The organism is Mesotoga sp. (genome assembly GCF_035363035.1).
GTDB lineage: Bacteria > Thermotogota > Thermotogae > Petrotogales > Kosmotogaceae > Mesotoga.
Window position 1 is genome coordinate 1 of sequence record NZ_DAOSEH010000028.1, and the last position, 25,662, is coordinate 25,662.

Consider the following 25,662-nt stretch of genomic DNA (forward strand, 5'->3'; position numbering starts at 1 on the left):
CTGAATACAAGGGAATGAAAGTCGATGCGATAACCCAGTTCAGAGACAAGCTTTATGAGAACTACGGCGACAGGGCCAGGTTCAGCGTAACGAAGAACACGCTAGTCAGGCTTGCCCTCGCCAACGCCGGCTATGAGGAATCGGAATGGATGAATACCGTTTCGAGTACGACGGCCGTTCTCACGATCGACGACGAAGATCCCGTTTCGGCCTTGAGGATAATGATCGATTTCAACAAGAGCAACAAGATTCTCCCGATAATCAAAGGCGGGTATCTCGAGAGAGGCTTCTTCAGGGGAGACCGGGCTATCGAACTCTCCAAGCTGCCATCGAGAAACCAGTTGATTGCTATGGTAGTCGGCGGTTTTGCCGCCCCGATAACCGGGCTGGTTTACACTTTGAATGGCGTACTCACGAAATTCCTGTACGCGTTGAACGCAATTAAAGATAAAAAAGCAGAATAATAAAGACGGAGGTGTGGTAAGATGACTAAGGAAGAACTCATTAGCGCAATAAAAGCAATGACGGTGGCCGAGCTTGCGGAACTTGTAAAGGCCCTGGAAGAAGAGTTTGGTGTCAGCGCGGCGGCACCAGTAGCGGTGGCGGCAGCCCCGGTAGCCGGCGGAGCAGCCGTTGAGGAAGAAGAAGAGCAGACTGAATTCAAGGTTGTCCTGAAGTCCTTCGGTGCGAAGAAGATAGATGTTATCAAGGTTGTAAGGGCCATCACCGGGTTGGGTCTCAAGGAAGCCAAGGATCTAGTCGAGAAGGCCGGTACACCTGAAGGTGTAGTCAAGGAGAATATGCCGAAGGCAGAGGCTGAAGAGCTCAAGAAGCAACTTGAAGAAGCCGGCGCCGAAGTCGAACTGAAGTAATTAGGCAATTGATTGGTTACATAGTTTCGATATAATTTTCTACACCCACATCAGAGAGTTTCTCTGATGTGGGTTTGGTGTGCTTAAATGTACGAGAGGTGATCTGATGAGAAAGGCCAATTTTGGCAAAAGAGAGCGGTGGGTCTTTGGAAGAGTTTATGAACCTCTTGAAATCCCGAATCTCATTGAGATCCAGACTCGTTCCTTCAACAGGTTCATCGATGAAGGGCTTTTGAGTGTTCTGAAGAAGTATTCACCCATCAAGTCGCAGATCCAGAGATCTGATCTCAAGAAGGGTGAAAAAGGCTTCTCGCTGGATTTCGTTGCAACCCGTATAGGTGAGGCGAAGCATTCCATACAGGAGTGCAAAGATAAGGGTCTCACTTACTCGGTACCCCTGTACGTAACTGTGAGAATCACCGATCTTTACACCGGAGAGATCAAAGAAGAGGAAGCTTTCTTCGGGTACCTTCCCTACATGACCGATAACGCTTCCTTCATAATCAATGGCGCGGAAAGAGTCATCGTCAATCAGCTGGTGAGATCTCCCGGCGTTTACTTCGTCGATGAACCTACGAAAGCAGCCTCGGGTTCCCTCCCCATATATGTTGCCCACTTTCTTCCGGTGAAGGGCGCCTGGTTCGAAATTCTTTTAAATCCAAACAAGCAGATAATGCAGGCCAGAATCGACAGAAGAAGAAAGCTGAATTTCTTCGTCTTCTTGAAGACTCTGGGCTATGAAGATGACGTTGAGCTGTTGAAGCTTTTCGAAAACGTGATAGACGCTACCGACGAGGACGAACTCCTGGCCAATGTCGGCAGTATGGTTCTGAAGGAGATCAGAACCCCCGGCGGAGAAGTGATAGCCGAGAAGGGAAAGCCGCTGACCGAAGAGATGATAGCGAAAATCGTCGAATCCGATGTCAAGACCGTCAGCCTTCCTCTACCCATAGCCATGAGAACTTATCTCGCGCTGCAAAAGACCTACGGGCAGGGTATGAGCGAGGACGACGCCTTCATAGAGCTCTTCAGAAAACTCAGACCGGGAGAAATTCCCAGGATAAACGCCGCCAAGAGCTACATAAACAACCTCTATTTCAGTCCCGACAGATTCGATTTTTCCGATGTCGGCAGATACAAGGTAAACGCCAGACTGAAGAAGGTTTACCAGGATTACCTTAGGGAAGTGGAAGGTAAAAAGGTGAGCAAAGACACCGATTATGCGGAATCATCGGGCATGCTGACACCGCTGGACGTAGTTCTGGCAGCCCGACACCTGACCGAGATAGAGAGCCGTCCCGAACTGCTTGACACCAAGGACCATCTCGGGAACAAGAGGGTCAGAACCGTCGGAGAGCTTATGGAAACGGAGTTCGAAAAAGCCTTTATAAAGATCCACAAACTCCTCGAGGAGAAGTTGACCATATATACTTCCTTCGACAAGATAACTGTTCAGAGTCTGGTGAATGTGAGAACCCTGATGACCACGCTCCACCAGTTCTTCGCCACCAGCCAGCTGTCGCAGTTCATGGACCAGGTCAATCCACTTGCCGAGCTGACGAACAAGAGAAGACTTTCGGCCATCGGTCCCGGTGGATTGAAGAGGGAGCACGCCAGGTTCGAAGTCAGAGACGTGCATCACTCTCATTACGGGAGGATGTGTCCGATAGAGACTCCCGAAGGTGCGAACATAGGTCTTATGACATCGATGGCCACGTACGCGACGATAGATAAGTATGGATTCCTCCTCACACCTTACAGGAAGGTTGAAAAGGGAAAGGTCACCGACGACATAGTGTATCTGGCGGCCGACGAAGAGGAGAGGTACAACATAGCGCACTCGACGGTGAAGATGGACGGAAACGGCAAAATTGCCGACGACAGTGTAGAGATAAGGTACGCCGGTGAGGTCAGGTACGTCAAGAAGGAGGATGTCGATTATATGTCGGTTTCCCCCAAACAAATCGTATCGATTTCGACCTCCCTGATACCGTTCCTCGAGCACGATGATGCCAACAGGGCTCTAATGGGTTCTAACATGCAGAGACAGGCCGTTCCGGTAGTCAAGTCCGAGGCGCCTATAGTCGGTACGGGTGTCGAAGGTGTCGCCGCCAGAGATTCCGGCTACGTGGTTCTGGCAAAGCACGGCGGCCGTGTGAACAAGGTCGATGGAAGAAAAATATCCATTCAGAGACTGGATGAAAAAAGTGAACCGGTTCTGGATATCAACGGAAAACCGATAGAAGATGAGTACCTTCTCCACAAGTTCGTCAGAACGAACCAGGACACGGCCGTTAATCAGAGACCCATAGTATCGGTCGGAGAGATCGTCAAAGAAGGAGATCCAATAGCCGACGGCCCTTCGACGGATATGGGCGAGCTGGCCCTTGGAAAGAACGTTCTGGTGGCCTTCATGCCCTGGGAGGGTTACAACTTCGAGGACGCCATACTGGTGAACCAGGAGCTCCTCGGTGAGGATACATTCACCACGATACACGTGGAGATGTACGAAACGATCGCCAGAGATACCCAGCTGGGACCCGAAGAGATCACTGCCGATATCCCGAACGTTTCGAAGGAGTCGCTCAAAAATCTTGACGAAAGCGGAATCGTGAGGGTGGGAGCTTACGTGACGTCGCAGGATATCCTCGTCGGTAAGGTAACACCCAAGGGAGAGTCCGAGACTACGCCTGAGGAGAAGATAATCAGGTCCGTCTTCGGAGACAGGGGTAGGGATGTCAAGGACTCTTCACTGAAACTCCCGCACGGTGTCGAAGGCAGGGTGATCGACGTGAAGGTCTTCGACAAGGAGGAAGTCTCGGAACTTGGTTCGGGTATCAACAAACTCGTCAAAGTCTTCGTAGGCATCAGAAAGCCGCTTGATGTCGGAGACAAGCTGGCCGGTCGCCACGGAAATAAAGGCGTCGTTTCTAACATTATTCCAAAGGAAGATATGCCCTTCCTTCCAGATGGTACACCCATTCAGCTAGTGCTTTCTCCGCTCGGCGTTCCTTCTAGAATGAACGTGGGACAGGTTCTGGAGACTCATCTGGGCTGGCTCGGAAAGCTTACCAACAGGTACTTCGCGACTCCAATATTCGACGGTGCAACCGAAGAAGAGATAATGACGGAGCTTTACCATGTGAGAAGAGAGCTCGGTTTAGACGAAGGGGACAGTGAGGGGCAGAAGTCTGGCAAAGTGACTCTGAGAGATGGTAGAACCGGCGAACCGTTCGACTACCCGGTCGTCGTTGGAATCATGTATATGCTCAAGCTAGTGCACATAGCCAAAGACAAAATCCACGCCCGTTCCACCGGCCCTTACTCACTGATTCACCAGCAACCGCTTGGAGGAAAGGCTCATTTCGGTGGCCAGAGATTTGGAGAAATGGAAGTATGGGCGCTGGAAGCCCACGGAGCGGCCCACACACTCAACGAAATGCTGACCATAAAGTCCGACGATATAAAAGGCAGAAACGATGTGTACAAGGCTATATTGAAGGGTATTAACATACCGGAACCGGGAATTCCCGAGAGCTTCAAAGTGTTGATAAAGGAACTCCAGGGTCTCTCTCTGGATGTTAAGGTCTTCGACCAGAACAGCGTCGAACTGGATGTGGATAAATTATGAAGATAAATAGAAGGGAGCTACCCCTCAAGGAGGGAAGCAGATGCCTGTGAGCACGTATAAAAGAAAAGTCAACACTCTCCAGATAAACATCGCCTCGCCGGAGAGAATTAGAGGCTGGTCGAGCGGTGAGGTAAAGAAACCGGAGACGATCAATTACCGCACTTTCAAGCCCGAAAGAGATGGACTCTTCTGCGAGAAGATTTTCGGACCGACCAAAGACTACGAATGTACTTGCGGAAAGTACAAGGGCAAGAAGTACGAGGGCACCATCTGTGAAAGGTGTGGAGTGAGGGTCGAGTCCAAAGAGGCCAGAAGAAGAAGAATGGGTCACATCGAACTGGCTGCGCCAGTTACACACGTCTGGTACCTGAAGAGCGCGCCGAGCGTTCTCTCTTCTCTTCTGAACATACCGGCCAAAGATCTGGAAAACATAATCTATTATGGCTCCAAAAGAGTCATCGAAAGGCTTTATGTCGTTACCAACCCGAAAGAAACCGATTTCTTCTCGGGCATGACGATGTATCAGACCGAATACGAGATATACACCAAGAAACTGGATTTCGAAGTGGAACAGGGTTACAAAGTCAAGTCTCCGCAGGGTCCGGTTACCACAGAGATAGATGGTAAGGTAACGATCGAAAGAATCGACAGCAACACGCAGAGAGAGATGAACTGGATAATCATCAGGGATGAAACCGGTATAGAGAAGAAGTACCCCACCTTCGAAGGCTCTCTGGTCTACGTACAGAACGGAGATGAAGTCCACAAGGGAGACACTCTGGCCGATCGCTTCCTCTTCGAAGACGAGGTCCTCTCTTCTACGGAGTATAGAGTCTTCGATGAATACTATCCCGGCAAGTTCGAAGTGGAAACGGATACCGAAAGCGACAGGCCGATAGTGATAATAACCGAGATCGATCCGTCCGTTGCCGAGGAGACCGGTCGAGCGGTTGGCGAGGTGCTCATCGAAAACGAGTACGAAGCCTACAGGGAACTCTATCCGGGGAAAATCACCTGCGATTACGGAGCTGCCGCGATAAAGAAGCTGCTTCAGGGAATGGATCTCGAGGAGTTGCAGGTGGCCATAGAACACGAGTTGAAGTCTATACCCAAGAGCAGCGCGAGGGCTCTTAAGCTTCTCAGAAGGCTCAAATACATCAAGGATTTCATAGCTTCCAAGAACAGGCCCGACTGGATGGTGATGGACGTTGTGCCGGTCATTCCACCGGATCTACGACCCATGATCCAGATCGAAGGCGGAAGGTTCGCCACTACCGATCTCAACGACCTGTACAGGAGAGTTATAAACAGAAACAACCGGCTTGCCAAACTCTTACAGATCGGAGCCCCCGACATAATAATCAGAAACGAAAAGAGGATGCTCCAGGAGGCCGTCGATTCGCTCATCTACAACGGAAGGGTTGGAAAGGCCGTGTCCGACAAATCGGGAAGGCCTTTGAAATCTCTGACGGATCTGGTCAAAGGAAAGAAGGGAAGGTTCAGAAGGAATCTCCTCGGTAAGCGAGTCGATTATTCCGGTAGAGCCGTTATCGTTGTAGGACCGGATCTGAAGATACACGAGTGTGGAATCCCCAAGAGAGTGGCGATGGAGCTGTTCAAACCCTTCGTTCTCTCCAGGCTGCTTCATGGTAGCGAGTCGAGCAAGACCGCGAGAAAGCTCAAGAAAACGATAATAGAGAAGGAAATGCCGGAAGCCTGGGAAGTGCTTGAAGATGTCATCAAAGGACATCCCGTGCTTCTCAACAGGGCTCCTACGCTCCACAGGATCTCGATTCAGGCCTTCATACCCAGACTGGTCGAAGGAAACGCCATACAGCTTCACCCATTGGTTTGCGCTCCGTTCAACGCCGATTTCGACGGAGACCAGATGGCCGTACACGTGCCACTTTCTGCCGCTGCCCAGGCGGAAGCGAAGTTCCTTATGCTCAGCCGCTACAACGTCATTTCACCGGCCAGTGGCAAACCGATCTCGATGCCGGGAAAGGACATAATAGTCGGGGTTTACTATCTCACGACCGTCGATCAGCAGTACGAGAAGATGGAAAAAGAAATAATGGGTTACTACGCTCAACTGTTGAAGGATGAGAAAGTAACCAGAGTCGAGGCGAGGAGAAGGGTCAGAGAAAAAGCGCTTGAGTGGGTGGATTGGAAGTTTTCCTCGACAGGCGAAGCTCTCATGGCCTACGATACAGGTTTCATATCTCTGCACGATCCTATATTGGTCAAACTGGACCCCGATCCCACGGTCGGTGAACTCACGCTCACAACGGTCGGAAGAATAATCTTCAACACGATCGTGCCAGAGAAGTTGAGAGACTATTCGAAGAAGTTCAACAAGAAGGCAATAAAGAAACTCATCTACGACTGTTTCCACGAATACGGAATAGACAGAACGGCCAATCTTCTCGACGACATGATGTCGCTGGGTTTCCACTACGCCACTTACTCCGGTCTGACCATCTCGATAAAGGACATAGTCGTATATCCTGAAAAAGACAAAGTAATCGCGGCTGCCCAGAAGAGGGTCAACCAGGTCGAGAGTCTCTACAGATCGGGCTTTTTGACCGATGAGGGCAGGAGTCAGGAGATAATCCGTATCTGGTCGGACACCACGGGCGATATCATGGACAAGACCTACAGCGAATTCGAGAAGTACCCCTTCAACCCGATATTCATGATGGTCGATTCGGGTGCGAGAGGAAACATAGACCAGCTCAAGCAACTGGCGGGGATGAGAGGATTGATGGCCGATCCTTCCGGAAAGACCATAGAAGTTCCGATAAAGTCGAACTTCAGAGACGGTTTGACAGAACTCGAGTTCTTCACCTCGACGCACGGCGCCAGAAAGGGTTCTGCCGATACTGCCTTGAGGACCTCGTTCGCAGGTTATCTGACCAGGAGACTGGTAGATGTTTCTCAAACGATAACCGTTACAACGCCCAACTGCGGTACCCACGAAGGGATCGAAGCGATAGAGCTCCTGGCCGACGGCGTCACGATAGAGAAGCTGGAGGATTTCCTCTTTGGAAGGGTTCTCGCAACCGACGTTATAGACCCCAGAACCGGTAAGGTGCTGAAGAACTCAAAAACCGGTAAGGAGTACTCGCGAGACACCATGATAAGGGACGAAGACGCCTCCTTCCTCTCGAGTTTCAGCACGGAAGTCGATGTGGTACGCGAAGACGTTCTGAACCTGTCCAAGGTGACCAGACTGGCGAGCTACACCGAGCTCAACGAGGATATAAAGCTCGGTGAAAAGTCTCATAAGTCCGGTACCCACATAGGCAGCGATCTTCTTCACCAGCTAAAGAACTCCGATCTCGGAGAGGTAAAAGTGATGACCTACCCGTGTGTAGGACAGGTGTTCGCAGGCACTACGGTGAAGAACGGCAACAATGAAACGATTGTCAAATACCAGGAAAAGATAGATGAACTGACCGCCAAGAAACTTCAGGCCAACGAAACCGGGAAAATCCTTGTGAGACCGTTGATCAAGGTGAGATCGGTTCTGACCTGCGAGTCAGACAACGGTGTCTGTGCGATGTGCTATGGAATGGATCTTTCAAACCACGAGATCGTGAACGTCGGCGAGTCCGTAGGAGTCGTTGCGGCGCAGTCGATCGGCGAACCAGGTACACAGTTGACTATGAGAACATTCCACACCGGAGGCATCGCGACCGGACAGGATATAACCAGAGGTCTTCCAAGGGCCGAAGAGCTTTTCGAGGCACGAAAGAAACTCAAGGATCCCGAGGCCCTCTTCATAGAAAAGGACGACGGAGGCTTCGTAAAAGATCTGGTGTCCGACGAAAAGGGAAGACGCAAGGTTTACGTCGAGACCAAAGACGGCCGTATCAGCGAGTACGATCTCTCATCGGCCATCAAGCCGAAGATAGAGATCGGAGATAAAGTCGTCGAAGGAGAAGCGATCACTACCGGAACCGTCAGACCAAGGAAACTGATGGAAAAACTGGGTCTTGTCCCGACTGCCCTCTACCTCCTCACAGAGATCAAGAGGGTCTACGCCGAACAGGGTGTCGAGATACACGACAAGCATTTCGAGCTGATAATAAGACAGATGCTTTCGAAGGTCGAGCTAACCGACCCGGGGGATACCGATTTCCTGCCAGGCGATCTTCTGGACATAGTAGAGGTTAGAAAGATAAACAAGACGATTGAAGAGGCCAACAGTAAGGTTCAGGAAAACAGAGAGTATGTTATGGACAAGAGACTTGCCAGAAGGGTTCTGGGAGAAGATGCAGATGGGAAGATTCAGAAAATCGCTTCCGAAGGTGAGCCGATAACCGAAGAACTTCTTGGCAAGATCCTCAAGAGCGGTGTCAAGCAGATCTCGATATACGATGTCGAAGAGGATCAATACCAAAAGTTGATCGAAGATCTGAATCCGGACACCGTTATTCCCGAGAAAAGGGTGCAGATAATGCCAAAAGATCTCATGAAGTTCAAGAGGAAGCTCCTGCGAATAACCAAGGCCTCTCTGGAAAGTGAAGGCTGGCTATCCGCCGCATCGTTCCAGCAAACACCGCAGATTCTTACCGAGGCCTCCGTAGCCGGCAAGTGCGACTATCTGCTAGGCCTCAAGGAGAACGTGATAGTTGGGCAGTTGATACCGGCCGGAACCGGTCTCGATATGTACGCGAATCTACAGGTCGAAGAAGCGGCCGTATCTGCGCAGTTCGAAGAAGAAGAGCTGGCCTGAAAAGATAATCCTGTTGCGGGAAGCTGAAAAACGGCTTCCCGCTTTTTTATTCTTTGATGGTAACATTATCAATGAGCATATGAAATTTGCCGGAAAGTCGGGAAATGGTGAGTCGGTTGGAAGAGATATTCCTAAGCGTGCGCAATGTTCAAAAAACCTATAGAAGCAACGGAGTCAGAGCCCTCGACGGTGTTTCTCTGGATACATACGCCGGAGAGGTGAACGTGCTTCTGGGTGAGAACGCGGCGGGAAAAACCACATTGATGAAGATAATTGCCGGGATCGAGAGGGCCGATGACGGCGAGATGTTTATGAAGGGCAGGAACTACTCTCCGGCCAATCCCGTTGACGCCATCCGGGCCGGTGTCGGTCTGGTTTCACAGAAGCTGAGAGTAATACCGCAACTAACGGTTGGTGAGAATCTACTTCTGGGTATGGATTTATCGGGCTTTGAGCGCAAGAAAGGCCGCAAGACGATCGAAGAAGCCGTTCATAGGTTCGGTCTGGGTATAGAACTCCCCGTCAGGGTTGAAGATCTATCGATAGCTCAGAGGCAGAAGGTCGAGATTCTTCGTGTACTGATCAGGTCTCCGGAATTGATAGTCTTCGATGAACCGACGGCCGTTCTCCCCGATAACGACAGAGAAGAATTGATGAATATCATAGCCAGGCTCAAAGAAGGCGGAAAAACGGTGGTTTTTATAACTCATAAACTGCAGGAAGCCTATCGAATCGCCGACAGAATCTCGATCATGGCTAAGGGAAAAATAACCGGAACTTTCCTCAAAGGAGAAGTGACGGAGAGGTCGCTAAGAACCCTGGTGGCTGGAGAGGACCTGGCGGCATCTGGATTCAGCGGTCGAAAGACAACGGCCACCGGAGAGGTTCTTCGGGTCGAATCGCTAGATGTTGAGGGTCGGTACAGAAACCTGATAGCGGTGAAGAACGTCTCCTTCGTCTCCAGAGCGGGCGAGATACTCGTTATAACCGGTATCTCTGGAAACGGCCAGGAAGAGCTTATCGAGAGCTTATTTGGCATGAGAAGAGTTCTTTCGGGGCGTGTTTACCTCGAAGATACAGATATAACCGGTTGGACGCCGGCCGATCTCAGAAAGATCGGAGTTGTAGCCCTGATAGGTGACAGGGATACGACCGCGAGCTGTCCGGGCCTTTCGATAATAGATAACGTTGTTCTAAACAGGGTCCGGGATAGATTCTTTCTAAAAGAAAAACCGTTGAAAACATGGACCCGCGAGCTACTTTCGACCTACGGGGTCGAATACTCTTCTCTGGATGACCAGGCAGGAACACTCTCTGGTGGCAACTTACAGAAGGCGATACTGGCTAGAGAGATCTCCGGTAATCCCCGATTGATACTCTTGAGCGAGCCGACCAGAGGACTGGATGTCAAACACGCCGGGATGGTACACCGAACGCTTCTCTCTCTCAAGCAGAACCTCTCCATAGTTCTCTTCACAGGAGACCTGGACGAGGCTATCTCAATAGCCGACAGGATATTAATCATGTACGACGGCGAGGTAGTTATAGATCTGCCGAACGCGGGAAAAATCGGGAGATCGATGTTGAACCGTTATCTCCAGGGAGCGGCAGGGGTGGAGAGTACGTGAAAGGGAGAGCGTTTACAGTTGCAAGGGCGCTCTTCACTCTCGCAATCGCCCTGGCCGTTGGATTTGTAGTGATTGTCTTGACGGAGGAGGAACCGCTCGAGGCAACCTCCGCCTTCTTTCTTTCCGTTTTCACAAACACCTTCTACTTCGGGAACTTACTCTCAGCCTCGATCCCACTGATCTTCACTGGACTTGCGGCGTCCATTGCCTTCTCAAGCTCGAGTTTCAATCTCGGTCTTGAAGGCCAGGTCTATCTCGGAGCGCTGACGGGAACATATATAGGTGTTCGTATGGGAGGTACCTCTCCACTTATAGTGGTACCTGTGGTTTTGCTCTCCGGCTTTCTCTCAGGAGCCCTGGTTGCCGGAATTTCCGGGCTGTTGAAAGGCTTCAGAGGTGTGAACGAGTTGATCTCCTCGCTCCTGCTGAGCAACGGGATAGTACTGGTTGTCGATTACATAATAGAAGGTCCCTTCAACGATAGACCCTCGGGTTTGGCGGCTTCCACGAGTCTTGGAAAGGAAGTCATCTTACCCAGAATTCTGGAACCTTCGAGTCTTCATTCGGGGCTCTTCCTGGCCCTGATCACGGCGGTTCTGCTCTGGGCCTTTATGTTCAGGAGCAGACCGGGATACGATTTTCGCGTGACGGGCAAGAGTTCCATCTTCGCCTACTACGGCGGTATAAACGTGAAGGCCGTTTATTTCTGGTCTATGTTTCTCAGCGGAGGACTGGCCGCCGTAGGCGGTACAGTAGATGTGCTTGGCGTTCACGGGAGAGTCCTGAGGGGTTTCTCCGGGGGTTACGGCTGGAACGGAATCGCAGTCGCTCTCATTGCAAGGAACCATCCTCTGGGAGTCATACCGGCGGCACTTTTCTTTGCCTATCTCGAAAGCGGCGCGCAGATAGCCTCGTTCGAAGCCGGTCTTACACCCGAGATATCCAGGATTGTCCAGTCGGTGGTGTTCTATCTGGTAACTGCCGAAGCCGTACTCTCTTTTATGAAAGGGGGACGGAAGGTTGATTGAGGCCTTTGTGAACGATACACTGAGAAACGCGACCCCGATTGTTCTCGCCGCTTGTGGCGGTCTTGTGACAAGGCTTTCGGGCTGGTTGAACATCGGTCTCGAAGGCATGATACTTCTTTCCGCCTTCTCGGGGGTTGTCGTATCATCGGCGACTTCCAGCGTTGTAGTCGGTACTCTCGCGGCGATTGCAACATCGATTGCAGTCTCTCTGCTGATTTTCGTAATGGTCAGGTACATGAGGGCGAACCTGTACATCACCGGGATAGCCACCAACCTTCTCTCCGGAGGTCTCACCGTAATGCTCGCCGATCTATGGTTCAGGAGCAAAGGAACCGTGGTCTTCCCGGAAGCGCCACGCCCGGCCGTTTCGAGTCTGGACTTTCTGGGATTTCTCAACAACCTGAACTTCTTCGATTATCTGGCGATCGCTTCGCCGTTGCTCTTGCTGTTCGTTCTGAGGGAAACCTCGTTCGGATTGAAGCTGATAGCCTGTGGCATCGACGAGGAGAGTGCCTACTACTCGGGTGTCAATGTCAACAGAGTGAGACTGGTATCCTTTATTATCGCAGGTGTTTTCTCCGGACTGGCCGGGGCGTCGCTTTCTTTGCCGTTGGGACTCTTCGTGGCCAATATGTCCGGTGGCAGAGGCTGGATAGCGCTGGTGGCGGTAATAATGGGGAGAGATAGACCTTTTCTGATCGGCTTCTCGGCCCTGATGCTCGGTTTCGTGACGGAACTGTCTATTTTCCTTCAGGTATCGACGCAGATCTCCCCTAAACTGCTGTTGACGATACCTTATTTCGTTTCCTTTCTAATAGTTGCGATCTTCCCAGATCGAAGAGCGATGTTGGAGGGTAAAAAACACGAGTGAACAGCATGATATAATTGCGAAAATTGGAGGTGCGAAAGTGAGTCTGATCGAAGAACTGAACTCCCGGTACACGGAACTTTCCTTTCTTAACAGCGCGGTCGCTCTCATGGCCTGGGACATGCGTACGTATCTTCCACCCATGGGCAACGAAATGCGCGCAGAAGCTCTAGGTTATATATCTACACTGGCCTTCAAAAAGAGAGTCTCGGACGAACTGGGGTCGATCCTGGAAAATCTTAGACAGCCGGAGACGTACAACTCTCTCAACGATGAGGAAAAGGCCATAGTGAGAGTCTCTGCCAAAGCCTTCGAAAGGGCCAGGGCGATTCCGCCGGCGCTTTATCAGAAATTCGCGGTGCTGACCGTCAGGAGTGAGAAAGCCTGGGAAAAGGCCCGGGCGGAAAACGATTTCGAAGGCTTCGCCCCTTACCTCGAAGAAATCGTGAGTCTTTCCAGAGAGATGGCCAATCTTTATGGCTATGCTGAAAACCCTTACGATGCCCTTCTGGAAGGTTATGAGGAGGGTATGACCGCGAAGAGGTTGCGCGAAATAATAGAGCCCCTCAAGAAGGAGCTGGTGCCTTTCCTGAAAAGGCTCATGAAGGAGGGAAAGGCTCCCGAAACCGATCTGCTAAAGGGAAGGTTTCCGAGAAAGACCCAGGAGAAGTTGAGTCACAAAGCCCTCAAATTCATCGGTTACGATTTTGGGGCCGGCCGGCTGGACGAGACAGTTCATCCCTTCACAATAGGTATAGGGGTTGGCGATGTCAGGGTTACCACCAAGTATCCGCCAGACGAATTCACTCCGTCGCTTTTCGGTTCGTTTCACGAAGGGGGCCACGCCATATACGAGCAGGGATTGCCCGTCCATTTGAAGGGTACGTCTCTGTACGAAGCGGCATCTCTGGGTATTCACGAATCCCAGTCGAGAATGATGGAAAACATTGTGGGACGCAGCAAAGAGTTTCTGAAATTCTTCTATCCGCACATTCAGAAGGCCTACCCTTCGAATTTCAAAAACGTGCCCCTCAAGAAGTTCTATAGAAGCGTCAACAACGTTAAGCCCTCCTTGATAAGGATCGAGGCCGACGAAGTGACGTACAACTTCCATATAATGCTGAGATTCGAGCTTGAAGAGGGTTTGATGAAAGGCGATATACAGGTGGAAGAGCTTCCGGCCAGGTGGAACGAAAAGATGAAAGAGTATCTCGGAATCGAACCGGCCAACTTCAGCGAGGGTGTGCTGCAGGATATCCACTGGCCGTCTGGTATGATAGGATACTTCCCCTCTTATATGCTCGGAAATCTCTACGCTGCACAATTCTACGCAAAAGCAAAAAGCGACATAAAAGATCTCGAGAGAAAAATCGAAAAGGGCGATCTGAAGCCCCTGTTGCACTGGCTCAGGGAGAACATCCACGGCCAGGGCAGGCGTTACAGCCCTGGAGAACTGCTGAAAGTCGTTACCGGAAAAGAACTGGATCCCGGATATTTCATAAAGTACGTCAAAGACAAGTATTCAAACATATATTCACTCTAGAGGGCCTCAGGGCCCTCTTTTCAATCTCTCTTCGAGTCTGGCCAGCTCTTCCCGGCTCAACTTCAGATCTTCTCTCTGCTTTTTCAGAAAAGCCAGTACAGATTCGCTTTCGCCGAGACCGGCATCTTTCCACATGAAGGCTATAGTTTCAGGATCCACGGTACCATCTAGAGCGAGTTCGAAGATGGCCGGAGGCATCGCCTCGCCAAGTTCGGAAATCTTCGAAATCTTTCCCTCGCGCAGGAACTCGAGCGATTTCTCGGTTATGGCCTTGCCTATGCCTTTCAACCGGGAAAGGTCGTAGATCTCCTGTTCGGTCAACTCCCCGGCGGAAAGCCTGCTACGTACAGTTCTTGCCGCGAACTCATAGCTCCTGATTTTGAAGGGGTTGTCCCTGGAGATTCTGAGCAATCTCGACAGCAGATCGAACTGCGCGGCGAGTTGTTCTCTTTTCAACTCATCACCCCCGGATCTATTTTATCCCGGAAGTGGTCATACAGACAAGGCGGACGTCGGTCTCACCTTTTGTTTCTGTGATCCAGAACCCTCTCGATATTTTCGCGCACCGTTCCGTCACGGGCCTCAAAAAAGGCCATTCCGGCCGCCTCTATCGCTTGAAGAGCGTTTTGACCCAGGTGGAAGGCGATTATAGTATCCACGCCTTTGCCCGCCAGAAAGTTCACGGCCAAAGGGCCAGCACCGTGTGCGGCCTCTATCGACAGATCTATGAATTCTTTCTCTTTAGAATCGGGATCGTATATCAGAAAATACTTTCCGCGGGCGAAACGATCGTCGGGAAAGCCGTCTAGCGATTTCTCCTTCACCGGAACCGCGATCTTCATCTCTTACCTCCAGAAATCATGATATTCTCCAGTTTGTTTTTTATCTCTCTTATACCATCCGCCGCTCCGGAACCGTCGAGCGATACGACCGGAACACCCAGCATTGTAGCCTCGCCGACTTTCTCATCGTAAAGGATCTTTCCAAGTACCTGTATTCTATTTGCACCGCACCAGTTTTCGATCTGTGAGGTCTTTTCACGATTAATGTCACATTTGTTTATAACGACTCCGCAATCCCTCCGGAAATGACGGACGGTCTCGATTATTCTCTCGAGGTCGTGCAGTCCAGACACTGTGGGTTCTGAAACCACTACCACGTAGGAAACCCCGGTTATGGAAGAGGTCGCCGGACAGCCTATTCCCGGTGCTCCGTCTATGATAACCAGACCTCTCTTCTCTTCTTCGGAAATGGCGATAGCCAGCTTTCTGACCTCGGCCACCAGACCTCCGGAGGTCTCCTCGCCGGGGTACAGGAGGGCATGAACGAGAGGAGTGCCGTTGAACCTGGAAAGGTAATAATCTCCGGATTTGTTTTCTCTGAGTGTTATTGCCTTTGCCGGGCAGACGACGATACAGGCTCCACAACCCTCGCAGGCGTACGGATCGACCCTGTAAGGTCCTCCGCGAATCAGAGCGTCGAATCGACAGTATTTTTCGCAAACACCGCACGAGATACAGTCGTTGGAAATCACAGCTTTCTTGCCCCCGTAGTATTCGAAGGAAGAGATCAATTCTGTCTCCATCAACAGGTGAAGGTTGGGGGCATCGACATCGCAGTCTGCCATCGCATGGTTATCGAAGAGAAAAGATAGAGAGCCGGCCAGGGTGGTCTTCCCGGTGCCTCCCTTTCCGCTCACTATGGCTATCTGGAACACCGCACCACCCCCAAGGATTTTAGGATTTTTTCGTACAGTCTCTCGAAACGTTCCTTCCATTCGGGAAGCACATCGGTGAAGAGCACACCGTTGGAGTATGCTTTCGCTATCTCACGCTCGAAAGGTATTTTCTCAAGTATCTCTATCTTTTCTTCGCGGGCGAATTCGTCGATCATCGAATAAGTTCCGCCATCTCTGTTGATGACTACACCAAAGGGAATTTTCATCTCCCTGACAATCTGTAACGCCAGCTTCAAATCGTGCAGCCCGAAGGGTGTCGGCTCTGTCACCATCAAGGCGTAATCAACCTTTCTCAGTGTTTCAACCACCGGACAGGACGTTCCCGGCGGAGAATCAAGAATCACGACCTTATCCGGGTCGATGTGCTTCTTAAGGGCCCTGATTATCCTCACCGGTGATGGTTCCCCGATTTCAAGGATACCCATACCGTAATAAAGGTTGTCGCTTATTCTACCCAGCTCGACCCTTCCTATGGTCTTCGGAGTTTCGCCGATGGCTCCTTCGGGACAGATGTTGGTGCACAGGCCACAACCGTGACAGAGGTTGTTGAATACCATAACTCCTGTATTAAAGACCGATAAGGCGCCGAACTGGCATCTTCTCGCACACTCTCCACACAACGTGCATTTTTCTTTGTCTATCACCGGAAGCATCAGCCTGACTTCTTCCTCATAATCCTTTGAGATTTGGAAAAAGAGATGAACGTCAGGCTCTTCGGCATCGGCGTCGAGTAGTTGTACTTTGCGAGTGGATGAGAGGACTTCAGCAAAGTTAGTGGCGAGAGTGGTCTTTCCAGTACCGCCCTTGCCGCTTATGACGGCAATAACCAAAACCTACCACCATCTCCTGAGCCTGAAGCTTCTTCTGTAACCAGTACCCAAGCCTAATCCAAGTCTAGATCCACGGCGGAAAAAGTGCCCACCTAAAAACACTCTCCCTCTGTAATCAGTATTGACGTCCAACCCGTTCAAAGAGTCTTTCGGTGCGCAGTTTCCCGCTCCCCAACCTGTCATAGGGCCCTGACCCGAAGGTCCGGTTCCATCTCTCCATGGCATAGTTTCACTCTCCTTTCGACTGGGGTTCCAGATCCTCCAGCCTTTTCTCGATTTCCTGAATCTCCATTTTGATTAGCTCGAGCTCATCGTTCAAATAGCTTCTGTATTCCTGAAGATCGACCCGTTCTATTTCGGGAGCGACTGGATAATCATGATAAAATTCCCTACCATAGGGTCCCATTCCCCTGGCAAAACCGGGCCGTCTTCCGCCTCTTCCTCCGCCCCGGGGACCGTAGCTGAAAGACCTGCACGAGCCATCTCTGAAGCGATTCCCGTAACCCAAGCCATACGGCATTCAATTCACCTCCATATATATGTTATATACATATATAATACTACATTATATAAGTTAAAGTCAACCCGTACTTCTACAATTTTTATAATCAGTTTAATCGGTCAAGAGTTTCTATAGAATTTGTCCCAATAAAGGGAAAACGAAAATGGGGAATTTATCACTGCGTTTTTTAGAAGTTTAATCCATAGGTTCATAGATTGTTTCCGCTGCGAGTGTGGTCAGTATCGTATTAACTAACAAAAACAGTTGGGGGGCGGTTTGCCCGCACCCAACCTGTTATCGGGCCCAGAGCTTTGAGCCCGGTTCCATCTTTCCACGGCATGTTTTTACCCTTCTTTTGACTGAGGTTCCAGGTTCTCCAGTCTCTTTTCGACTTCCTGAATCCTTTGCTTGATCAGTTCGAGCTTGAAGTTCAGATAGCTTTTGCGCAACTGAAGTCTTGCCCGTCTCATCTCGGGAGTAACCGGATGATCGTGGTGAAATCTCCTGCCATAAACACCTGACCCTCTTGCAAAGCCGGGTTCCCTTCTTCCGCCACGGGGTCCATATCCAAAAGACCTGCAATGACCTTCCCTGAGGCGGTTCTCGTAACCAAATCCATACACCATAAAATTCACCTCCATATATATGCTTACTACATATATGATACACTATAACATATATGAATGTCAACTCCATATTTTCTTATCTCCAAAATTAACCTGAATCGATCGCGTGTTTCTGATAGTATCTCTTTGAGGGGAGAAAAATGAGTGAAGGAAAGAACCACATAAAAATGTTTTCAGTTATCGCACCTTTTTATAATATAGCTTTCAGATCGCAGCTGGAGAATTACAGGAAACTTCTAAAGGAGAACTCCTGGAGACTGGCCGACAAGATAGAGAGCGCGATCGACATAGGATGCGGGACAGGAGCCTTCGCCAGGGCTTTGAGCGAGTTAGGTATAGAAGTAACAGCCGTGGATGCTTCGGATAAGATGGTGAGAATAGCCAGGAGAAATCTGGCCGGAACGGGGGTCAGGGTTGTGCGGGCGGACTTTTTCGAGGACCTCCCTTTTGAAGACAACAGTTTTGATCTCCTGGTGGCCTCTTACGTGTTACACGGACACAAAATCGATGGAAGGGTCAGGTTCTACGGGGAAACGAAAAGAATCTGCAAGAAGGAGTTGCTCCTTCACGAATTCTTCCCCAACAAAAACCCTCTGGTCTCGTTCGTTGAATTTCTCGAAAGGAGCGATTACAGGAATTTCGTATCTACTGCGTACGAAGAGCTAAAGAGATTCTATCCCGTTGTTTATAGAGTCAGGCTTTCCGCGACTAGCGGCTGGTACATATGTCGTTGCAAATAGAGAAACCTTCGACGTTTTATTCGTAGGAATCCGGTTATCGGTGGTGGATTTGCGGAGCCGAGATGTTAGTATTTATCTAGGACGAAAGAAATGGAAGGGCAGGTGTTTCATATCTTCTATCGGTACGATCTGGGGGATGAACCATGAGAAAGAGGATAACTCCATATCTCTTCATTTTGCCGGCAGGGGCGGTTATCTTCTTTTTCCTTCTCTACCCACTCGTTTACTCCTTCTTTATAAGTCTTCACGAATGGGACCTCTCGCCCGGTATGACTTTCGTGGGCCTGGGAAATTACGCGAAGATACTTAGTTCCCCAGAATTCTGGGATTCAATGCTGTACACAGCCTACTACATGGTCGGTGTTCTGCCTTTTTCTCTCGTTCTGGGTTTTCTCTTCGCCTCACTGCTCAACGATGCGACGTTGAAGGGTATAGGGTTTTTCAGGACTGTTTATTTCCTCCCGGTAGTCACCTCGCCAATAGCCGCCGGGATGGGGTTCAGCTTTCTCTTCAGCACCGAGCTGGGTTATGTCAATCATTTCATCAGGTCCGTGGGAGGGGATTACGTGAACTGGCTGACCAATCCCGAAGGAATAATGCAAATCCTCTTCAATTGGACTGGCATACAGCTTCCGAAAATACTCCAGGGTCCCAGTGTGGCGCTTTTTGTGATAATACTCATGGGAATCTGGCAGAACGTCGGTTACGCCATGGTGGTTTATCTGGCTGGTTTGCAGGGAATTCCAGAAACGTATTACGAAGCCGCCTCTCTGAGCGGAGCAACTAGATTCCAGTGTCTCAGAAAGATAACCATACCTCTCCTCTCGCCCACAACCTTTTTTCTGTTGATTATGTTCAGTATAAACTCCTTTCAGGTCTTCGGTCCGGTGATGGTGATGACGCCCGAGGGCGGTCCGCTGAATACGACTTCGGTAGTGGTATTCAGACTTTATAGAGAGGCCTTTGCCTATTACCGCTTCGGTTACGCGGCCGCGATGGCCTTCGTACTCTTCATCTTCGTGATCTCGATGACGGCCTTCCAGGTGAAAACTCTCGAAGGAAGGGTTCACTATGAATAGAAGGAGAGTCAAGACGCTTAAGTATATAATTCTTATCGCCGGCGCTTTGGTGATGATCTTTCCTTTCTTCTGGTCTTTGATGACGTCCTTCAAGGACCTGAGGGAGATTCTTCAAAACCCGTTCTCGCTGTTACCGCGGCAGTTCACTTTCAAGAACTATCTGAGCGTTTTCAGAAAGGTGCCTTTCGCCAGGTATCTCCTAAACAGTGCCGTAGTGGCCAGCGTCACGACGCTTCTTCAGCTGGGGACGGCCTCGCTGGCCGCTTTCGCCTTTGCCAGAATGAGGTTCAAAGGCCGGGACTTGCTCTTCTACACCTTCCTGGCGACGATGATGGTGCCGCAACAGGTGGTAATGATCCCGCAGTACCTGGTAGTCATGAGCCTGAATCTCGAAAATTCCTACACGGGTCTTATAATACCGCACGCAGCGACGGCGATCTCCATATTCTTCCTCAGGCAGTTCTTTCTCACAATACCGCAGGACCTTGAAGATGCCGCCACGATCGACGGTTGCGGGGCTCTCAGGATACTGACTAACGTCTTTTTGCCGTTGACAAGGCCGGCGATGGCAACCATTGCCATCTTCTCTTTCATGTGGTCGTGGAATAATTACTTCTGGCCGCTTCTGGTGATAAGTGAACCTGAGATGCGCACCGTCCAGCTGGGGCTGGCCATGTTCAAATCCGAAGGGGGCATTCAGTGGGGCGAGTTCATGGCTGCCACAGTCGTGGCGACTCTACCTATAATGATAGCTTACTTCATAGCTCAAAAACAGTTCGTTAAAGGCATAACGCTAACAGGTCTTAAAGGTTGATAGAGAAAAGGAGGTCAGGCATGAAAAAGTATATCGCTTCAGTTTTTCTCTTATTGCTCGTTTTCACCGGTATCGGTAAGGTGACTCTCACCTTCTGGCATTCCATGTCGGATTACCAGAAGCCGATAATAGACAGGCTGGTGAACGATTTCAACAGATCTCAGAACGAAATCACTGTGAAGGCCATCTTTCAGGGTTCGTACGACGATACGGTCACGAAGTTGAAGGCCGCCCTTTTGACGGGAAAGGGGCCAGATGTCTCAATGATAAATATCGAGCATTTACAGATTTTCACCAAAGACGGTTCGCTTCTCGATCTTACCGAGCTTCTGGCGAACGATCCGGCCATATCCCCGGAGGATTTCGTTGACAACTTCTGGACGACGATCATCAGAGATGGAAAGCCCTACGCTTTGCCTTTCAACATAAGTGCGCTCATGCTCTTCTACAACAAGGATCATTTCAGGGCGGCAGGGCTCGACCCCGACAAACCACCCAGGACATGGGAAGAGATGGAAGAGTACGCCAGAAAGCTCACGATAAAGAAAGCTTCCGATTCCAGACCGTCCCAGTATGGTCTCCTGTGGGGAGTTGACGCCATGTTTTACCAGTTCGAGCCTCTCGTTTGGCAGAACGGTGGCGAGATTTTCAACGAAGATATGACCGAATGCGTGATCAATTCGGCCGAAGGAATCGAGGCGCTCGAAAGATGGCAGAGTTGGTTCCTGGAAGGGCTCTCACCAATAGATCTTACCATCGACGAAGGGATCCAGTCTTTCACCATGGGCAAGATCTCGATGGGACCGATGACCAGTGGTGGGATCAGGTACGCCCTGGAAAACATCCCCTGGGATCTCGGAGTTGCACCTCTTCCCCAGAACAAGCAAAGGACTACAACGCTAGGAGGAGCCTCGCTATCTATAATGTCGGGTCTTTCCGAGGAGAAGGTTAAGGCGGCCTGGACCTTCCTAAAATGGATGGTTTCAGAAAAAAACACTCTCTTCTGGTACGAGGGGACTGGGTATATGCCGGTGAAAAAGTCTGCGATGGAGTCTCTAGAGATCCAGCTAATCTGGCAGCGTTTCCCGCAATTGAAGGCTCCCATCGAGTCTATAGAATTTGCCAGACCTAGACCCGTTCATACCAACATAATAGAGATAAGGAACATACTCTATGATTCGATCGAACAGGTCAGAAAAGGAGTTACAGAGCCGGAAAAGGCTTTCAACGAAGCCGTTGAGAAAGTCAACGGCCTTTTGAAGTGAGGTGGACTATGAAGAGAGTGATGGTACTAGCAGTATTTGCCGTGTTAGTCGTTTCGCTGTTTGGAGTGAACAGGATAGTGGAAATAACGGTAGAGGGTAATGTTAAGACGCTGGCCTCAACCGTGAGGAATCTCTCTGGTGTGAAAATCGGCGATGAATTCGACATAGAGAAGATCTACCGCGCCAAGCGGACTTTGCAGGATAGCGGTCTCTTCACGGATGTCTATATGCAGATCAAACCCGTTGAAAACGATTACAGGCTTGTGATAACGGTTGAAGAGACAAATACGATCTATCCGTACCTCGGTCAATATCTGACGATCGGGGTGGGAGAGAGAAATCTGCTCGGAACGGGAGTGAACATATACGGAGGTCTCCGATTCCTCAGGTTCACCGATAAGAAATTTCTAGGTTTTATTCCGCAACCGCAGCTTTTCTGGGGAGGTTTCACTATTGGAGCTGGATACGCGCAGGCGCTTGGAACGGGGATCGATTTCATAACCGAACTCACGCTTTTCAAGGAGGTTCCCTGGCAAACCGATCTTCTACTGACCCTGAACAGGTTCAAGCTGGGCGCTAGTTATCCTTTCGGCGATTATGTGGCCGGAGTTTCCTACACTTTCGAGAACGCTACTTTCGACGCTTCCCCGGCGAACGATTACTCCATCTCGATAATCAGCGGTGCCTTAGCCTTCGGCGATGTTGAGAATTACCGGCAGGAGAGGGCCAATCTGTACGGCCACACGGTCCTCAGCTACGGCTTCGGCAAGGGATACAGTTACCTGCAGCAGACGGCAGAGCTGAACTTCTGGTACAGGATAATTGGAAGGATATACATACTCAGCACTACCAGGGTCGGGGTCACCTATCTGGGGACTGCCCCGGTAACGAAGCAGTTCTACATCGGTGGCAGCACCGATCTCAAGGGCTGGAACGCTTATTCGTTCAATCCCGGCCACTTCGTCTTCGAAGCCGTGGAAGCCGGAGTCCCTCTAACGGAGAGTTTCGGCATAGCCCCCTCCGATGAACTGAGCGCCTACATTCCCAAGCTCTATCTTATGGGAGTGGCGGGGACGGATAAAACCCTCGGACTGTCGATCGGAATAGGTTTCGAGTGGAGAACACCTCTGGGCATCGCTTTCGAGCCTCAGATATTCTTCGGAGGTGACGGGTTCAAGTTCTACTTCGAGCTACGTTAGTCCAAATCAAACAAAACCGGGGACGGTAGTCCCCGGTTTCTTTATGACTGTGATTCATCATTCTCTCAGAACTATCTTCGCTCCGGATATCCTTGAAAGAACCCCGGAAAATTCTTCCAGAACTCCGGATGGATATGGTTCTTGATCGTTTCCCTCGATTCTGCGATACTGCTGGAGGGCGATTCTGGAGGCCCCTCTGCACAGTTCGGCCAGTTCCGCGAAATCTTCCCGCTTTATGTAGGGAGGGTAGAGCGTGATCCGTACTTCGTGTTCTCTGAAGGCTTTGACCAGATCGAGACTCTGTCTTATGGTCTCGATGGACACGCCGGAGAAGAGCGAGTAATCCAGCGACTTCAGATCCATAGCTACGAAATCTACACGCTCCATAAGACGGGCAAGAAGAGCCGGGTTCCAGCCGTTGGTGTCGAGTTTAACCAGTTTGCCCGGCACCCGCTCCCTCAGACGGCCTATGAAGGGTATCAGCTCTCCGGTCCTCAAAGTCGGCTCGCCCCCGGTTATAACGATGGCGTCTATCAGAGCTCCGCGCTTATCGAGATAATCTATCACGGTTTCTTCGCTTAATTCTTCGCTTACTCGCCTCTTGAGCGTTTCGTTCTGGCAGTAGGCACAGTCGAAATTACAGCTTGAGGTAAATACCGTCAGGGCTACTTTCTCTGGATAATCTACCAGACTCACTCTTTCCCAGCCTGCGAAGTTCATCTATGCTTTCTCTCCTTATCTGATAAACCTTTCTCCTTTTGAATTCCTCCTGTTTGCCGATATTCCAGTTCTGGACGGGGCGGTAATATCCGGTAATTCTTGAATAGACCTCCGTCGCGGCACCGCATTTTGGACAAGCGTATTGCTCGCCGCTCAGGTACCCGTGGGTCTGGCAAACAGAATAGGTGGGGGACAGTGTGAAGTAGGGTATTCTGTAATTGCCGGCTATTTTTCTCACGAGTTCCCTGGTTGTCTGCCAGTCAGATATCTTCTCGCCCAGAAAAGCGTGGAAGACCGTACCGCCCGTGTATTTTTGCTGGAGATTCTCCTGAAGGTCGAGTGCCGAGAAGATATCGCTCGTAAAATCCACCGGGAGGTGCGAGGAATTCGTGTAGTATGGGCTATCCTTTCCGGCGGTAATTATCTGGGGGAACTTCTTTTTATCGATCTTGGCCAGGCGATAAGAGGTGGATTCGGCCGGAGTCGCCTCGAGGTTGTACAGGTGCCCGGTAGTCTCCTGGAAGGTCATTATTTTATTTCTCATGAAGTCGAGCACTCTCAGAGAGAAGTTGTACCCCTCGTTTTCGGCTATACTCTTTCCAATCCAGCGTGCGTTGAGACAGGCCTCGTTCATTCCAACCAGCCCGATGGTCGAGAAATGATTGTCGAAATTCTTTAGATATCTGCGGGTATAAGGATAGAGGCCTTCACCGTTCAACTTTTCCACCACCGACCGCTTGACTTCCAGGCTCCTGCTGGCCAGCTCCATAACCCTGGCCAGCCTTTCCAGAAACTCCGTTTCGTTCTTGCTGAGATACGCGATCCTCGGAAGGTTTATAGTTACGACTCCGATCGAGCCGGTGAATTCGTCCGAGCCGAACAATCCCCCTCCTCTCCTCTTCAGTTCACGCTTATCCAGTTGCAGTCTGCAGCACATGCTTCTAACATCGTCTGGATCCAGGTCGGAGTTTATGAAATTTTGGAAATAAGGCGTTCCGTATTTACTCGTGATTTCGAAGAGAAGCTTCGCATTTTCATTTTCCCAATTGAAGTCTTTCGTTATATTGTAAGTAGGGATCGGATATTGGAATCCCCGTCCGTTGGCGTCGCCCTCGTCGAGTATCTCCAGGAAGGCCCGGTTTATCATGTCCATCTCTTCCTGACAGTCTCCGTAGGTGAAATCGAGTCTCTTCCCTCCCACTATGGCCGGTTCGTCTCTCATCTTTTTCGGCACCGTCCAGTCGAGCGTTACGTTGGTGAAGGGTGCCTGCGTTCCCCATCTGGAAGGCGTGTTGACGCCGAAGACGAAGGATTGTATATTCTGTTTCACTTCCTTCAGAGAGAGGTTGTCTATCTTCACGAAGGGAGCCAGATACGTGTCGAAAGACGAGAAGGCCTGGGCGCCGGCCCATTCGTTCTGCAAGATACCCAGGAAGTTCACCATCTGATTCACCAGAGTCGAAAGATGTCTCGCCGGTGAAGAGGATACCTTGCCGCGCACCCCTCCGAGCCCCTCCTCAATCAGCTGTCTCAAACTCCAACCCGCGCAGTAGCCAGATAGCATAGAAAGATCGTGAATGTGAATATCACCCTCGCGGTGGGCGTTGCCTATCTGGGGATCGTACATCTCCCTCAACCAGTAGTTGGCCGTCACCGTTCCGCTGTTGTGAAGGATTAGACCACCTATGGAATAGGTCACGGTTGAGTTCTCTCTGACACGCCAGTCCAGCATGTTGAGGTAGCTGTTGACTGTTTCCGAGAAGTCAAGCATCGAGGATTTGAGTTCTCTGAGCTTTTCGCGGTGAGTTCTGTAGAGAATGTAAGCCTTGGCGACCTCC

The 25,662-nt window shown here is 50.5% G+C and carries 22 protein-coding genes; 13 read left to right on the forward strand and 9 right to left on the reverse strand.

From position 1 onward, the window contains the following. The 8 genes from rplJ to PKX57_RS06075 all read left to right on the forward strand — a co-directional run. Nucleotides 1-464, forward strand: a 464-nt coding sequence (rplJ, locus tag PKX57_RS06040; protein WP_472416400.1) for a 50S ribosomal protein L10, incomplete at its 5' end; no start/stop codon positions are given. A 21-nt stretch (nucleotides 465-485) separates the two neighbouring features. After that, nucleotides 486-872, forward strand: a complete 387-nt coding sequence (gene rplL / locus PKX57_RS06045) for a 50S ribosomal protein L7/L12 (protein ID WP_213921131.1) — start codon at nucleotides 486-488, stop codon at nucleotides 870-872. 106 nt (nucleotides 873-978) lie between these two features. Further along, on the forward strand, nucleotides 979-4,503 hold the full coding sequence (gene rpoB, locus PKX57_RS06050) for a DNA-directed RNA polymerase subunit beta (RefSeq protein ID WP_472416402.1): 3,525 nt from the start codon (nucleotides 979-981) through the stop codon (nucleotides 4,501-4,503). A gap of 40 nt (nucleotides 4,504-4,543) precedes the next feature. Next, on the forward strand, nucleotides 4,544-9,244 hold the full coding sequence (locus PKX57_RS06055; RefSeq protein WP_472416404.1) for a DNA-directed RNA polymerase subunit beta': 4,701 nt from the start codon (nucleotides 4,544-4,546) through the stop codon (nucleotides 9,242-9,244). 116 nt (nucleotides 9,245-9,360) lie between these two features. Beyond that, nucleotides 9,361-10,872 (forward strand): ATP-binding cassette domain-containing protein, encoded by a 1,512-nt coding sequence (locus PKX57_RS06060; protein WP_214075383.1) that lies wholly within the window; start codon nucleotides 9,361-9,363, stop codon nucleotides 10,870-10,872. Further along, nucleotides 10,869-11,900: an ABC transporter permease subunit gene (locus PKX57_RS06065; RefSeq protein WP_213921946.1), complete on the forward strand. Its 1,032-nt coding sequence runs from the start codon at nucleotides 10,869-10,871 to the stop codon at nucleotides 11,898-11,900. The genes PKX57_RS06060 and PKX57_RS06065 overlap by 4 nt, the downstream gene beginning before the upstream one ends. Beyond that, a complete protein-coding gene (locus PKX57_RS06070; protein ID WP_470745851.1) occupies nucleotides 11,893-12,771 on the forward strand; it encodes an ABC transporter permease in 879 nt (292 codons plus the stop codon). The genes PKX57_RS06065 and PKX57_RS06070 overlap by 8 nt, the downstream gene beginning before the upstream one ends. A gap of 37 nt (nucleotides 12,772-12,808) precedes the next feature. Further along, the gene (locus tag PKX57_RS06075) at nucleotides 12,809-14,311 is read left to right on the forward strand and encodes a carboxypeptidase M32 (RefSeq protein ID WP_472413846.1); all 1,503 of its coding nucleotides are present in this window, start codon (nucleotides 12,809-12,811) and stop codon (nucleotides 14,309-14,311) included. 6 nt (nucleotides 14,312-14,317) lie between these two features. Here PKX57_RS06075 and PKX57_RS06080 read toward each other — a convergent pair whose 3' ends face one another. The 7 genes from PKX57_RS06080 to PKX57_RS06110 all read right to left on the reverse strand — a co-directional run bounded on the left by PKX57_RS06080 (nucleotide 14,318) and on the right by PKX57_RS06110 (nucleotide 18,007). Next, on the reverse strand, nucleotides 14,318-14,767 hold the full coding sequence (locus tag PKX57_RS06080; protein ID WP_213921949.1) for a DNA polymerase IV (family X)-like protein: 450 nt from the start codon (nucleotides 14,765-14,767) through the stop codon (nucleotides 14,318-14,320). A gap of 62 nt (nucleotides 14,768-14,829) precedes the next feature. Continuing rightward, on the reverse strand, nucleotides 14,830-15,153 hold the full coding sequence (locus tag PKX57_RS06085) for a NifB/NifX family molybdenum-iron cluster-binding protein (protein ID WP_213921950.1): 324 nt from the start codon (nucleotides 15,151-15,153) through the stop codon (nucleotides 14,830-14,832). Beyond that, a complete protein-coding gene (locus tag PKX57_RS06090; protein ID WP_213921951.1) occupies nucleotides 15,150-16,028 on the reverse strand; it encodes a nucleotide-binding protein in 879 nt (292 codons plus the stop codon). Before PKX57_RS06090 ends, PKX57_RS06085 begins: the two co-directional genes overlap by 4 nt. Next, on the reverse strand, nucleotides 16,016-16,879 hold the full coding sequence (locus tag PKX57_RS06095) for a P-loop NTPase (protein ID WP_214048767.1): 864 nt from the start codon (nucleotides 16,877-16,879) through the stop codon (nucleotides 16,016-16,018). The genes PKX57_RS06090 and PKX57_RS06095 overlap by 13 nt, the downstream gene beginning before the upstream one ends. Before the next feature lie 3 nt (nucleotides 16,880-16,882). Continuing rightward, the gene (locus PKX57_RS06100; protein ID WP_213921953.1) at nucleotides 16,883-17,104 is read right to left on the reverse strand and encodes a DUF5320 family protein; all 222 of its coding nucleotides are present in this window, start codon (nucleotides 17,102-17,104) and stop codon (nucleotides 16,883-16,885) included. A gap of 4 nt (nucleotides 17,105-17,108) precedes the next feature. After that, nucleotides 17,109-17,399: a DUF5320 family protein gene (locus PKX57_RS06105; protein WP_213921954.1), complete on the reverse strand. Its 291-nt coding sequence runs from the start codon at nucleotides 17,397-17,399 to the stop codon at nucleotides 17,109-17,111. Nucleotides 17,400-17,725: 326 nt separating this feature from the next. After that, a complete protein-coding gene (locus PKX57_RS06110; RefSeq protein ID WP_213921955.1) occupies nucleotides 17,726-18,007 on the reverse strand; it encodes a hypothetical protein in 282 nt (93 codons plus the stop codon). A gap of 140 nt (nucleotides 18,008-18,147) precedes the next feature. On the opposite strand from PKX57_RS06110, the gene PKX57_RS06115 reads away from it, so the two are divergent. The 5 genes from PKX57_RS06115 to PKX57_RS06135 all read left to right on the forward strand — a co-directional run bounded on the left by PKX57_RS06115 (nucleotide 18,148) and on the right by PKX57_RS06135 (nucleotide 23,104). After that, entirely contained in the window at nucleotides 18,148-18,747 is a 600-nt protein-coding gene (locus PKX57_RS06115; protein ID WP_213921956.1) for a methyltransferase domain-containing protein, read from the forward strand. Nucleotides 18,748-18,890: 143 nt separating this feature from the next. Continuing rightward, complete coding sequence (locus PKX57_RS06120; RefSeq protein WP_213921957.1) at nucleotides 18,891-19,826, forward strand: ABC transporter permease subunit; 936 nt, start codon at nucleotides 18,891-18,893, stop codon at nucleotides 19,824-19,826. Then, a complete protein-coding gene (locus PKX57_RS06125) occupies nucleotides 19,819-20,640 on the forward strand; it encodes an ABC transporter permease subunit (protein ID WP_213921958.1) in 822 nt (273 codons plus the stop codon). The genes PKX57_RS06120 and PKX57_RS06125 overlap by 8 nt, the downstream gene beginning before the upstream one ends. Nucleotides 20,641-20,660: 20 nt before the next feature. Further along, the gene (locus tag PKX57_RS06130; RefSeq protein WP_472416407.1) at nucleotides 20,661-21,905 is read left to right on the forward strand and encodes an ABC transporter substrate-binding protein; all 1,245 of its coding nucleotides are present in this window, start codon (nucleotides 20,661-20,663) and stop codon (nucleotides 21,903-21,905) included. A gap of 8 nt (nucleotides 21,906-21,913) precedes the next feature. Continuing rightward, nucleotides 21,914-23,104, forward strand: coding sequence for a POTRA domain-containing protein (locus PKX57_RS06135; RefSeq protein WP_214048766.1), 1,191 nt, complete (start codon nucleotides 21,914-21,916; stop codon nucleotides 23,102-23,104). A 57-nt stretch (nucleotides 23,105-23,161) separates the two neighbouring features. Here PKX57_RS06135 and PKX57_RS06140 read toward each other — a convergent pair whose 3' ends face one another. Then, nucleotides 23,162-23,824 (reverse strand): anaerobic ribonucleoside-triphosphate reductase activating protein, encoded by a 663-nt coding sequence (locus PKX57_RS06140; RefSeq protein ID WP_472413847.1) that lies wholly within the window; start codon nucleotides 23,822-23,824, stop codon nucleotides 23,162-23,164. After that, nucleotides 23,742-25,662, reverse strand: a 1,921-nt coding sequence (locus PKX57_RS06145) for a ribonucleoside triphosphate reductase (RefSeq protein ID WP_472416409.1), incomplete at its 5' end; no start/stop codon positions are given. The genes PKX57_RS06140 and PKX57_RS06145, both read right to left, overlap by 83 nt.

Bases quoted from the DNA above. Each gene is read 5' to 3' on its own strand.
- PKX57_RS06135 (WP_214048766.1), top strand. From the start codon at position 21,914: ATGAAGAGAGTGATGGTACTAGCAGTATTTGCCGTGTTAGTCGTTTCG.
- PKX57_RS06085 (WP_213921950.1), bottom strand. From the start codon at position 15,153: ATGAAGATCGCGGTTCCGGTGAAGGAGAAATCGCTAGACGGCTTTCCC.
- PKX57_RS06110 (WP_213921955.1), bottom strand. From the start codon at position 18,007: ATGGTGTATGGATTTGGTTACGAGAACCGCCTCAGGGAAGGTCATTGC.
- PKX57_RS06140 (WP_472413847.1), bottom strand. From the start codon at position 23,824: ATGAACTTCGCAGGCTGGGAAAGAGTGAGTCTGGTAGATTATCCAGAG.
- PKX57_RS06055 (WP_472416404.1), top strand. From the start codon at position 4,544: ATGCCTGTGAGCACGTATAAAAGAAAAGTCAACACTCTCCAGATAAAC.
- PKX57_RS06100 (WP_213921953.1), bottom strand. From the start codon at position 17,104: ATGCCATGGAGAGATGGAACCGGACCTTCGGGTCAGGGCCCTATGACA.
- PKX57_RS06125 (WP_213921958.1), top strand. From the start codon at position 19,819: ATGAATAGAAGGAGAGTCAAGACGCTTAAGTATATAATTCTTATCGCC.
- PKX57_RS06130 (WP_472416407.1), top strand. From the start codon at position 20,661: ATGAAAAAGTATATCGCTTCAGTTTTTCTCTTATTGCTCGTTTTCACC.
- rpoB (WP_472416402.1), top strand. From the start codon at position 979: ATGAGAAAGGCCAATTTTGGCAAAAGAGAGCGGTGGGTCTTTGGAAGA.
- PKX57_RS06120 (WP_213921957.1), top strand. From the start codon at position 18,891: ATGAGAAAGAGGATAACTCCATATCTCTTCATTTTGCCGGCAGGGGCG.
- rplL (WP_213921131.1), top strand. From the start codon at position 486: ATGACTAAGGAAGAACTCATTAGCGCAATAAAAGCAATGACGGTGGCC.
- PKX57_RS06105 (WP_213921954.1), bottom strand. From the start codon at position 17,399: ATGCCGTATGGCTTGGGTTACGGGAATCGCTTCAGAGATGGCTCGTGC.
- PKX57_RS06115 (WP_213921956.1), top strand. From the start codon at position 18,148: ATGAGTGAAGGAAAGAACCACATAAAAATGTTTTCAGTTATCGCACCT.